Origin of the sequence: Paenibacillus sp. FSL H7-0323 (assembly GCF_038002725.1) — a bacterium.
Classification (GTDB): Bacteria; Bacillota; Bacilli; order Paenibacillales; family Paenibacillaceae; genus Paenibacillus_AQ; species Paenibacillus_AQ odorifer.
The window spans coordinates 1,468,268-1,480,837 of the sequence record NZ_JBBODB010000001.1; the positions used below are offsets into that span (position 1 = coordinate 1,468,268).

10 protein-coding genes are annotated in these 12,570 nt (G+C 44.3%); 9 read left to right on the forward strand and 1 reads right to left on the reverse strand.

Translation table 11 applies throughout. The annotated features are described in order from the left end of the window. The first annotated feature begins 126 nt into the window (after positions 1-126). Entirely contained in the window at positions 127-699 is a 573-nt protein-coding gene (locus MHH89_RS06775) for a TetR/AcrR family transcriptional regulator (protein WP_076277331.1), read from the forward strand. Positions 700-900: 201 nt separating this feature from the next. Here MHH89_RS06775 and MHH89_RS06780 read toward each other — a convergent pair whose 3' ends face one another. Beyond that, a complete protein-coding gene (locus tag MHH89_RS06780; protein ID WP_341086666.1) occupies positions 901-2,610 on the reverse strand; it encodes a glycoside hydrolase family 2 protein in 1,710 nt (569 codons plus the stop codon). Positions 2,611-2,759: 149 nt separating this feature from the next. Between MHH89_RS06780 and MHH89_RS06785 the strand changes: the two genes are divergently transcribed. The 8 genes from MHH89_RS06785 to MHH89_RS06820 all read left to right on the forward strand — a co-directional run bounded on the left by MHH89_RS06785 (position 2,760) and on the right by MHH89_RS06820 (position 12,509). After that, positions 2,760-3,602, forward strand: a complete 843-nt coding sequence (locus tag MHH89_RS06785; protein WP_341086669.1) for a helix-turn-helix transcriptional regulator — start codon at positions 2,760-2,762, stop codon at positions 3,600-3,602. 114 nt (positions 3,603-3,716) lie between these two features. Next, positions 3,717-4,499: an ABC transporter ATP-binding protein gene (locus MHH89_RS06790; RefSeq protein ID WP_076130491.1), complete on the forward strand. Its 783-nt coding sequence runs from the start codon at positions 3,717-3,719 to the stop codon at positions 4,497-4,499. A 255-nt stretch (positions 4,500-4,754) separates the two neighbouring features. Beyond that, entirely contained in the window at positions 4,755-6,737 is a 1,983-nt protein-coding gene (locus MHH89_RS06795) for an AraC family transcriptional regulator (protein ID WP_076281824.1), read from the forward strand. A 105-nt stretch (positions 6,738-6,842) separates the two neighbouring features. Beyond that, positions 6,843-7,847, forward strand: a complete 1,005-nt coding sequence (locus tag MHH89_RS06800) for a FecCD family ABC transporter permease (protein ID WP_254847692.1) — start codon at positions 6,843-6,845, stop codon at positions 7,845-7,847. Beyond that, positions 7,840-8,838, forward strand: coding sequence for a FecCD family ABC transporter permease (locus tag MHH89_RS06805; RefSeq protein ID WP_076217667.1), 999 nt, complete (start codon positions 7,840-7,842; stop codon positions 8,836-8,838). Before MHH89_RS06800 ends, MHH89_RS06805 begins: the two co-directional genes overlap by 8 nt. Positions 8,839-9,151: 313 nt before the next feature. After that, a complete protein-coding gene (locus MHH89_RS06810) occupies positions 9,152-9,835 on the forward strand; it encodes a MarR family winged helix-turn-helix transcriptional regulator (RefSeq protein ID WP_341086671.1) in 684 nt (227 codons plus the stop codon). Positions 9,836-10,069: 234 nt separating this feature from the next. Next, entirely contained in the window at positions 10,070-11,422 is a 1,353-nt protein-coding gene (locus tag MHH89_RS06815) for an MATE family efflux transporter (RefSeq protein ID WP_076306572.1), read from the forward strand. Positions 11,423-11,630: 208 nt separating this feature from the next. Next, positions 11,631-12,509 carry a LysR family transcriptional regulator gene (locus MHH89_RS06820; protein WP_076306573.1) on the forward strand — a complete coding sequence of 293 codons (879 nt, stop codon included), beginning with the start codon at positions 11,631-11,633 and terminating at the stop codon, positions 12,507-12,509. Positions 12,510-12,570 lie beyond the last annotated feature (61 nt).

The following is a 12,570-nucleotide window of genomic DNA, read 5'->3' on the forward strand; positions in this document are numbered from 1 at the left end:
GTAAGCATCAGTTCAGTTATCATGTTATGAATAAAATCAAGCATCTTGCTTGATTTTATTTACGTTTTATATATTAGTTTGCGGATCGTTTACTTAAATGTATAATGATTGCTTGAGGTGATTACAATGGCAAGAAGCAAAGAATTTGAAATTAATGAAGTACTAGATAAAGCGATAAAACTATTTTGGATGCAAGGTTACGAGAAAACTTCAATGCAAGATTTGGTAGACTGTATGGGAATTCACAGAAGAAGTATCTATGATACATTTGGTGATAAGCACGCCTTATATTTGACGGCACTCCAACGGTACGAATCTACTCAAAACAAAAAAATGAGCTTCTTGGTTGAGAAACAAGAACCCGTAAAGGAGATCATTCGACAATTTCTAGAATCTTCGATGAGGAGCGAAGGAGAACCTCAAGGATGTTTCATAGTTAATTCGGGTGTGGAGTTGGGAGTACTGGATCCGGAGGTTGCATCCTTTGTTGAGAATAGCTATTCAAAAACGGAGAAGTTGTTATATGACCTCGTTCAGACTGGCCAGCAAAGAGGTGAACTTAGAATTTCACTGGAGCCCGAGGCTATTTCCCATTATTTAATGAATGCCTGGTTAGGACTACGTACAATGGTAAAAACGGCAACGGACCATGAGAAATTAACAAGTATTATTCATACCATACTGATCACTCTAGATTAAAACTCCTTTATCTAGCACTTGTATCGAATGCCGAAAATAGACAATCAACTTACTGCTACCCGAGTACGCAAAGAATAGAACCGACTTAATACGCCCAGTTTAACTATATAAATACCGCGTCCGACACCAACTGTAAGGAACTAAGAATGCAGACACTAAAAAAACCCATGTTGACGATGGGCTTCTTAGTCAATGTGGATATTAATCTGTCCAAGATCGATAGATACGGCGCACTTCACGGAAGGATTGTTTAGGTTTGCGGTATTCATTAACCAGACCCTTGTTGTTGAAGCCGCGGGCACGGTCGCGAAAGTTCTTGCTGCTGCTCTTCAGATCGCCGCGGATGTCTGCAAACTGCCAGATGTAAGTCCCGCCAATTTTCGAATCATTTTTGAAGATCGCCAGTGCTTCAGTTACAATATCTGCCTGATAATCCTCGCTGAACAATCTCTGCTCCCAGCCCACATCCCCAAATAGTCCAGCACCACCGAATTCGGTCATGAGCACTACCTTGTCACCGGCTCCCATCTGCTCCGCACGCACATGGAACTGTTCCAGCATGTCTTTAAAGCTGGCTGTATCGCCTTCGTACCAACCAAAATATTTATTAATACCGATAACATCGAATAAAGGAAGTAGAATATCTTCGAGTGGATGCATCGTAGCGTAGGTGACAAGCCTAGTACTGTCGAGTTTCTTCACCAATCCGACTAGAGCTTGTGTGAAAGCATATGCTTCTTGCGTCCGGGTATCAATCTCATTATGAACGGACCAAAAGATCACACTTGGGTGATGCATATGCAAGCTGATCATTTCTTCAATCATAGTCAGTGCACGCTCCTGGAAGAGCGGCTCACTTACTGTTTCGTTCGGCAGAAAGGCTCCCCATATCGGAATTTCGCTCCAGTATACAATCCCTTGCTCATCGAGTAGATCAAGCCAATATGGGCTTTGGGGATAATGAGAACCCCGGACGGAATTGCAACCTAACTCCAAAATGATACTGAGCTCCTTGTGCATCAGCTTCGGAGGGAAGGCGAAACCCCACTCAGGATGCTCTTCATGTCTATTCACCCCCTTAAGATAAACGGGTGAACCGTTAATTAGAATCCGATGATCCTTTGTTTCAATATAGCGAAAACCGATCCGTTCAATCTTGTCGTCTTCCTCTGTCCGCAGTTGAAAGGTATACAGTTCTGGAAGACCTACGTTCCACAAACGTACTTCAGGCATAAGCAACTTGAACGTATGACTGAGGGTCTGGCCAGTCTCAATCTGTACTTCTTCCGAGTGCAATTCATGTCCGCTTTCGGAGAATGTGATCTTTGTAGTGTGCTGCTCCTTAAAGAAGGAATGGAGCCTCACCTGAACAGTGACATCGGCATCTGGTCCATGCAGTTCATAATCAATCTTCAGTTGTTCGATGTAAAGTTCAGGCAAATATTGCAGCTCCACCGACCGTATGATTCCCCCATAATGAAACCAATCCACCTGCTCCGTAGGAATCGTAAGTCGGTCCAAGGTGCTGTCCGTCCGGACGATAATCTCATGTTCTCCTGCTCCTAAGGAAGGAACAATACATTCAAAAGGTGTAAATCCTCCATAGTGATACCCAAGGTGCTGCCCGTCCAAATAGACATCGGCGTGGCCCAGCACGGCATGAAAGATGAGTCTGACATGCTGCGAATTCACAATCTGTATTTTTTTACGATACCAACCGACACCTTCATAATCGTACATTCCCAGTTCATTATTCCAGCACGAGGGCACATAAAGAGACTGCCAAGAATGTGGAAATCGCTCAAACCATTTTTCTTGAACACCCGTATTTAACGGATCCTTCATGAAATCCCAAGGCCCATCCAACAGCACAGTTCTCCGAATTTGATACTCGCTAAAAGTCCTTAACAAGTGTGTTCCTCCTTTTTTTCCTGTAATGTATTGTGAATTTCAGACATCTTGATAATATGGATAGTAACATTTGGAGTTTAAGCATTGAATAGAAAAAAACGTTACCGTCTTGTTTAAATCGCTCTTTTAGCAGCAGGAGGGGATATTAATTGATAGAAAATGATTACAAGCTGAATGACCTCACAGTGCATATCCATTTTGTACTCGACAAAGCTACTTATCCCGGCTGGGAGGACATCCGTAACATGGTAAATGTGCACAGCTTGTACTGGATTCATGAAGGTAAAGGGGTTTTCCTGACCAATGTTGAGCACAAAGTAGAGGCTGGAATGCTAATCTATTTAAAACCAGGCCTTAAACTGTCCATGCGCTCGCAGATGGATGCTCCACTTCGCATAACGATGCTGCTCTTCGATTGTGCAGAGCTTAGTTATGATGCGGTATGGAAGGAAGTCAAGCCAATCGGAAAACTGAGACTTCCCTTCTTAAGCCAATATAACCAACAGCAAGCTGAGGAAATTAGCCAGCTGGTCTGGGGGATTCACCAGGACTGGCTACCCGGACTAACCGATGGTATAGCTGTATCCCGGGCTAAAATGCAGATCCTGCTGCATAAGCTGCACCAGACCGTACAACCGGACTGGAATCTGATGGAGTCTGGAGCTTTTTCCGCCTTCGAACAGATCAAGAAAACACTCGAGAACGACTATAAGGATCATCACCGGATCGAGAAATTAGCGGAGAAATACGGCATTTCGCCATCTTACTTGCGGAAGATGTTTCTGAAATTTACGGGGATGGGGCCGAAGGAATACCATATGCACTTACAGAACCAGCAAGCTTGTCGTTATCTGGTTTTTACCGATTATCCAGTTAAGGAAATCGCCAAATTATGCGGGTACTACGAAGAATATCATTTCAGTAAGATTTTTAAACAGCTTAACGGGATCCCTCCGACAGTATACCGAAACAAACAGAGAATCAAAGATTAATTGTCCGTAGAACCGCTGGTAAAAAAATCTTGAGGTTATGTTTTTTTTACGGGAAGGACTGTACCATGATAATATTGAACTCATTGAAGCATGTTTAAGGAGGGAAAATTGGGCATGATTATATCACTCAAAAATGTATCATGGCAACGTGATACGACAATGATCTTACGCGATATGAATTGGGAAGTGAAGCAAGGACAACACTGGTGTATCGTCGGTTTGAACGGTTCAGGAAAAACGACGATGCTAAACGTCGTGAACGGCTATATCTGGCCGACAACAGGACAAGTCGAGGTGCTGGACCATCGCTTCGGCGATGTGGACTTGAGAGAGCTACGCAAACGAATCGGTTGGGTAAGCACCTCCTTGCAGCAGAAGCTGTACGGCCATCAGACTGCCCTGAACATCGTCCTAAGCGGAAAATTTGCGACCATTGGTCTGTATGATAAGACGAATGAAGAGGATCAAAAACAAGCCGAGGAGTTAATGGAGTTTCTAGACTGCTCTTCTTTGGCTGGTCGTACATATGATACCTTGTCGCAAGGACAGCGTCAGAAAGTCCTCATTGCACGCGCACTAATGGCCAATCCAGATCTACTAATCCTTGATGAGCCGTGCACGGGACTAGATATTTTTGCCCGTGAACAGCTGCTGCAGATGATCGAGAAGATAACAAAGCAACCTGGTGGACCAACCTTGCTGTATGTAACCCATCATATCGAGGAGATAACACCATGCTTCACGCACACGCTGCTGGTAAAGAACGGTGAAATCTACAAAGGTGACGAGACAGTAAACTGCTTACAGTCAGATGTTTTGAGTGATTTCTTTGATACCCCCGTTGAAGTACAGGAACATCATAACCGCAAGTGGCTTACACTTGCCGGTGATAAGTAAGACCCGTTATCTGGGAATTTGCTGTTATGTATCAAGACACATGGCACATACTTATTTCTACTGTTCGCAGGCAGTAGCAGGATTAAAAAAGACGAGTTAACCAATCAACGGTTGCTCGTCTTTTTTATGCTCAATTACTAGCGTTATAGCTGGAAAATAGTTATGCGATTATCATTGCAAATGATAATCGTTATCATATATGATGAAGGAATAAATCTCTCCACATGGAGTGAAAGAGAAGGGGAGAGTAAGTCGGTGAAATTGAATGAGCAAGCTTTGCTATGGAATCAGGCATTCGTCAAAATCATAGATGTCCGGCATACAAGAATGGAACAAGGCGAGGAGCTACATGCGTACAGAATGCCTTCAAGCGCCTTCTTATATGTGACTAAAGGCAGCGCACAGCTCCAGCTGGATGGCATCGCACACCGCGTCAATCAGTATTCCTTGATCCATGGGGGCAAGGGTTTCAACCTTGATATTACGGCAGATGAGCTGCTGGACTATTATATGATTTTGTATAAAGCGGTACTGGCACTACCAGCCTGTCAAGAAACGGTCAAACTGATGGAGCAGCATAATCCGTTTCAAATGCAATATGTGTTTAAGCCCCATTACCCGATCTCCATCTTCCATCATGTCACCTCCATGAGTAAGGAGTGGCATCGCTCGGAGCTACTCGATAAGCTTCAAGTTAAAGCGATATTTTATCAAATGGTCTATGAAATACTAGAGCAGATGGAACGCCAAAATGTCATAGCCGTCAAGCCTGACTTAGTGGCCCAAGCGGTACGTTATATTCATGAGCACTATCGGGAACCGATTACGCTTGAGACGCTGCTTGAACACCTTGGTTGCAGCTCCAGACAGCTGCTCCGCGCCTTTAAGAAACAAGTGAGAACGAGCCCGATCGACTATTTGATTCAATTGCGGATGAGTAATGCGAAGCATTTGCTTCTTTCCACCGATTTCACATTGAAGGAAATAGCAGAGAGCGTAGGTTATACCGACAGCTATTATTTCAGCCGTATCTTCAAGAAATACGAAGGTGTTTCGCCCACCAGCTTTAAAGAAGCTGCATTAGAACAAGAGCAGCGTCGAAATAATCCATCCCTAGTGTTTAGATCTCCCATTGTTGCTAGTGGGCAGCAACGTTATATTGATAATGTATTTGAGAATCATTATCAATATAAGAGAGAAGGGGAAATACCGATGTATCGTAAGTCGAGAACAGCAATGGCAGCAACCTTATTATTTTGTTTCGCCCTTTGGTTAAGCGCATGCACGACAGGGGGGACGAACGTCACACCTGTGAACAGCAGCTCACCGAGTAGTAATGTAGCAGCTTCCGCAAGTCCGGCTGCAAGCCCGTTGTCGGATGCAGCCAATGACACAAGAGTGATTAACCATGCGATGGGGGAAGAAACGCTCACCGGTACCCCTGAGCGTGTTGTCATATTGACTAATGAAGGTACGGAAGCGCTTTTGGCAGTCGGCATCAAACCGGTCGGAGCCGTTCAGTCTTGGATTGGCGACCCTTGGTACGACCATATCAAGCAAGAGATGGAAGGCGTCACCGTTGTCGGAGACGAGCTTCAACCCAATATTGAATTGATCGCGAGCCTCAAGCCGGATCTGATTATTGGCAATAAGGTTAGACAGGAGAAAATTTACGATCAATTAAAGCAGATTGCTCCGACGGTATTCTCCGATGATCTGGCGGGAGATTGGAAAATCAATTTCAAGCTCTATTCCGAAGCCTTAAACAAGCAGAAAGAAGGAGAACAAGCAATGGCGGCCTTCGACAAACGTGTCGAGGAAGTCAAAGCGAAGCTAGGCAGCAAAGCGGATACAAAGGTATCAGTGGTCCGGTTTTCCGCCAATCAAGTTCGCATCTATCAGAAGCAAACATTCTCCGGCGTGCTCTTGAGCCAATTAGGTGTTTCACGCCCGGAATCGCAGGATAAAGACTCCTTTATAGAAGTGATGTCCAAAGAGACGATACCTAGCATGGACGGTGACGTGCTTTTCTACTTTGTATCAGAAGCTCCAGGTAAAAACGATGCAGCGAAGGTCGTGGAAGAATGGAAAAAAGATCCACTATTCCAAAACTTGAGCGTTAATAAGAACAACAAGGTAATTCAAGTCGACGAAGGCATCTGGAACTCGGCAGGCGGATATGAAGCGGCCAATCTGTTGTTGGACGAACTCGTTAAATATTTTGATGTGAAATTATAAAGACGTAACGAATGAACAAGCTGACGCTGTATTCGCGTCAGCTTGTTCACGATTCCGGCAGTTTAGTTGTTTGGGCTGCCTATGAATAGGAGGTTCAGTGCAGGCGTGAATGGTTCTTTCCTAAGCAAACGAAAGCTCGCCGGCCTAGTTGTTGGCGTTATCCTGCTGCTGATTAGTATGTTGTGCAGTGTATTGTACGGTCTTCATCGTTTTGAATTGAAAGACCTGTGGCAGGCTTACAATCATTTTGACGGTTCCAATGAGCATCTTATTCTGACAACAGCTCGTGTTCCCCGAACCTTGATTGCGGCACTGGTAGGGGCAAGCTTAGCCGTAGCCGGGGCGGTCATGCAGGTTCTGACAAGAAATCCATTGGCATCGCCCTCCGTCTTCGGTGTAAATGCGGGTGCTGTGCTATTTATTGTCATCGGGCTGCTGGCGTTCGGATCCTCGTTAACGATGAGTGGCATGGTCTGGCTTGCTTTTGCAGGTGCGGCCGCAACATCGACAGTCGTCTATCTGCTTGGCTTGCAAGGTGGTGGATTCGAACCGGTAAAGCTGACCTTGGCCGGCGCTTGTATGGCAGCTTTCACTTCCTCTATTACATCCGGCATTATTCTTATTAATAAGCAATCGCTGGAATCTGCCCTATTCTGGATGATTGGCTCTGTAGAAGGAAGAAATATTGAGCATTTGTTGATGGTACTGCCTTATATGATAACAGGGTTAGTGATCTCACTGCTACTCTCGGGCTCGTTAAATATTATGGCGATTGGTGACGATAGTGCGAAAAGCTTGGGGCAGAGGCTGACGCTGGTACGGTTGCTGTCGGCTACGGCAATCGTACTACTGGCCGGAAGCTCGGTAGCGGCCGCTGGTCCAATTGCTTTCATCGGACTTATCGTACCTCACTTATGCAGATACATCATTGGGCATGATTTCAGATGGTTGCTTCCTTATACCGCATTAGGTGGAGCGATCCTTTTGGTGACTGCGGATTTAGCATCACGATTTATCCTGGACTCCAAAGAAGTTCCGGTTGGCGTCGCTACGGCGATAATTGGAGTTCCCTTTCTGATCCTTGTAGCCAGGAGGAAACAGCATGCTTAATCCGCGTACAGCGAAACACACGTTCATGTTTATAGCTCTAGCTTTTATTATTGCCGCCTTGTCGCTTTTGAGCTTATCGGTTGGGGGAGTTAGTGTTCCATTAAAAGAGGTACTTGCATCTCTTGCCGGGCGAAACGCAGAAGCCAGCGATCTGATTATTATGCAGTTCCGTCTGCCACGAATAACAGCCGCTATTCTAATTGGTGCAGCATTGGCAGTTGCCGGGGCGCTATTGCAAGGCGTCATTCGCAATCCGCTCGCTTCACCTGATCTGCTGGGCGTAACCGGAGGGGCATCGGTAGCTGTGGTTGCCTTCATGACCTTCGTCACCGGCTACAGCATCCACTGGATACCGTTCATTGCCATCGGTGGCGCGTTGATTGCGGCTATCATCAATTATGTATTTGCTTGGAAAAAAGGGGTGTCACCATTCCGGCTGGTACTGATCGGCATTGGCATTTCTACCGCAATGGGGGCGCTCACCACATTCCTGCTTATTAGCGGTCCAGCGTATTTAGCCGCTCAAGTGTTAAATTGGATGACGGGAAGCATCTACGGTACCAATTGGAGCTATATCAAGGTGCTCTGGCCGTGGGTAGCGATATTTATTCCTTTGTCGCTGGGTCTGGCGAAGGAATTAAATGTGCAATCTTTAGGTGAAGATGTAGCTCGCGGGCTTGGGAGCAGGCTCCAGCTAAGCCGGATGATTCTCTTATTTTATAGCGTTGCACTCGCCGGCGCTGCGGTCGGTGTAGCGGGGACGATATCGTTCATCGGATTGATGGCGCCACATATCTCTAGGAGGCTTATCGGAAATTCTTATAAGATGATCATCCCGGTATCCGCATTAATAGGTGCGATCATTCTACTGTTGGCGGATTTGGCGGGAAGAATGCTTTTTCAGCCGCTGGATATTCCAGCAGGCGTATTCACAGCAGGCATTGGAGCTCCTTTTTTCATGTATTTGCTATTTAAACGAAAAAAGGCTTAAATCTCCTATTAGAGAAGACAGGGGAACGAAGGAGGAAACCGAACTTCTGTTTTAGAAGCAAAATACAATATCGAATTTGCCATTTTGGTTATTGGTTAGAATATTTTTGTGAATCTGATAAAGACCCGCGCCTAGCGCGGTTTTTTATTTTGTTTGCAGGTTTTTAGCCACTTCCGGGAAACAGTCAAACCACATACTAACGGTACCTGTAAAAAACATTTTGACATATCTAACAGGTACCGTTATAATACAAATCAACAGGTACCGTTATAAAGTTCAACAGGTACCGTAAAAACTTAATGGAGGATTCATTATGGACATGAATACTGAATTGTACGAAAAACTCGCGAAACTGCAATGGCTGTTGCAAAGGCAACACTTGAAGTCTCATGCCGCGGTTGGTCCTATGGCCGACGCATCACGTGGGCAAGGGAGGATATTAGCGTTTCTTCGGATAAAAGATGGTATCAGCACCAAAGACTTATCCTATATGTTGGACATCCGTGTATCATCCCTCAATGAATTGCTTGGTAAACTGGAGAAAGCAGAATACATCACCCGTAAACCCTCAGAAACAGACAAACGTATCATGTTGATTTACCTAACGCAAAAAGGACAAGAGGAAGAGAAACAAGAGATAGACAGCGGCAACATATTTTCTCGCTTATCGCCAGAAGAGCAGATAGCTTTCGGGGATTACCTAACTCGCGTCATTACAGCTTTGGAGGAAGAACTTGGATCGGGCGAAGAACGTGATGTGATGGCTATGTGGATGGAAGCTGCCAAGGCGCGCATGGGAACAGAGGAATTTGAAAAAATGATGGCTATGCGCGGACAAATGCACAGAATGTGGGGAAATTCTAGGGACGAACGCTTTAGCGGAAGGTTCCCTGGATATGGCGGAGAAGGGCGTGGTGACATGCGCGGATTCGGCTGGCCTTCCAGCGATGACAGTAATTCGTCACCTGACAAGTCACATGGCCCAGACGATAAGTAATTAAAGTCTTTTAGCAAACAGTAGCTGAGGCGCTGCCTTTCCACCAGAGAAAGATGAACGGCAAAGGCAGCGTAATGTGAAACTAAAGAATAGTCAAATTTCGTACGCCAAATCTGAAAACTCGTCGTTAGGGTACAGGTTTGCTTGTTGCTGCGTCACGGATCATATTGGACCGATAGTTAGAATTCTAAGTAATTTCAAAAAACAAAATAAAGAAAGATAGTGGTGAACCTTATGGATGCAGAAAACCTCCATTACTTTGAAAAAGCACCTGTCGCAAAAGCCGTAGCTCACTTCGCAGTACCGATGATGCTAGGCATGTCGATGAGTGTCATATACTCCATTTTGAATGCCTATTTCCTTGGTACACTGGGCAATACTGCGATGTTAACCGCACTCGCACTAACTTTACCCTTATTCGCCGCCATTATGGCGCTAGGTAACTTGATTGGTATCGGTAGCAGTGCATTCATCTCCCGTTTGCTGGGAGAGAAAAAATATGATGATGTAAAGCATGTGTCTTCATTCGCTTTTTACAGCAGTTTAGCTCTCGGTCTTATTTTGATGGCTGCCGGCATCCCGTTAATCGATTCAATCGTCCATGGCTTGGGAGCGACGCCTGACTCCTTCGGATTCACGAAGGACTATGTCACGATTATGCTTATTGGTTCACCTTTCGTCGTTTTATTCTTCACGCTGGAGAATATCGTGCGCTCGGAGGGGGCAGCAATCACTTCGATGATTGGTATGCTTCTCAGTGTTGTTGTGAATATTATTCTCGATGCGCTAGTCATTTTCGTCTTCCATTGGGACGTGATCGGGGTTGCATCTGCTACAGTCATTTCTAACTTGGTTGCAAGTGCATTCTACGCCTTCCACATGGGATATAAGAGCCAATTCTTAACCATCTCTGTAAAATGGTTCAAAGCTTCCAAAGACATTCTCAGCAATGTATTTAAAATTGGAGTACCCGTTTTTGTTATGAGTCTCTTCATGGGTGCAATGTCACTTATCTTTAACCGTTTTCTGGTCGAATATGGGGAGCAGGCTATTGCGGCCTTCGGAATTTCATCACGATTATTACAATTTCCAGAGGTTATTCTGATGGGCTTATGTGAGGGAGTCGTGCCGCTGATTGCCTTCTCTTTTACAGCCAATAAATTACGCATGAAGCATACCATTACATTCACAATCAAAGTGACTGTGGTATTAGCAGCCGTGTTCGGCATTATTGTATATCTGATTTCCGACCACTTAATCGGTTTATTTACGAATGACCCGCAATTAATTGAACTGGGCAGCTACATTCTTCATGTAACGTTCTTATCCCTGTTCATTTCAGGAACGACCGCATTGTTTACAGGGATCTTCCAAGCGACAGCACAAGGAACCGCCGCCTTTATTATGTCAATTATTCAAGGTGTTACTCTGATTCCAGTATTGTATATCGCTAATCGAATGAACGGTTTCCACGGAGTAGTCTGGTCGCTCGTCATTTCAGATGCTGTTGCGTTCCTTGTGGGTGCCATCATGCTGTATGTTCTGCGGAACAAATTGCAGCCGGATTTAGATACTTTAGTACAGTAGAATCCTAAGCTTTAAGTTGATATTTTTAGTTCATCTAAAAAAACCTTGAATCAGCAAGGTTTTTTTGGTGCATTGGGCTTACAAGTCCACTATAGCTTTTAATTACGGGGCTTATTGTAAAATGATATAATTTGGAACACTAAGGAACATCTCATCAATCTTGTTCAAATTCTGATTAATATACATTTCTAAAGGTGGATCATACAGTATGGTTGATTTCGAATGGTATAGAAGCTTTTGCACAATATATAAGTATAATTCGATTTCCGAAGCTGCAAAAACCCGTATGATGACGCAGCCAGCCATGAGTCAGCACTTAGCCGCCTTGGAAGCGGAGGTGGGAGAAACTTTATTTGTTCGTTCGACTAGAAAAATCACCCCTACAGAGCGGGGGAAGGAGTTATATTCACAGCTCGCTCCGCTCATAGAGTCATTAGAGAATACGACGATGAGCTTTAAAATGGCTTCTTTACCTACGCAAAGTGTAATCAAGCTTGGAGCAGCGCATGAGTTTTTTAGTGAAAAAATACTGCCACAGCTTCCTAAATACAATACTTGTACCCTTTCGCATTTTGGAACCGCCGAGCAATTGCTAGAGCTGCTGAAGGAAGAAAAGTTAGATATCCTCATTATGTCAAAAAGGTTCCCAGCTCCCGGTGTCGAGTATTTGAAATTGATGGATGAGGAGTTTGTTATAGTAGCTCCAATCGATTATGAAATCCATGAATTTGATAATCTGAAGCTTGAAGAGCAATGGCTCTCTGAACAGAAGTGGATCAGCTATGGTCTGGAATTGCCGATAATAAGAAGAATTTGGAGAGAACATTATAAGAAACGTCCTGAAATTAGACCTGTTCACATCATTCCTAATTTACACATGATTCTAAAGGCTATTGAAATCGGTATGGGCTTGAGTGTTATACCTACATACCTCTTGCAAGATTCATTAAAAGCAGGCAAAACAAAAGTTGTGTTTAAGCATTTAAAAGTAGAAAACGAGTTATATATCGCATATCAGTTAAAGAATAAGCATTTGCCTCAATTTCATGAGATCATTTCTGTCATAAGGGAAACGAAGATGGATTAGCTAGTATCATTTATAAAAATATTTATTAATACGTCGTTATTTCGTAATTTGTTTTATTTAT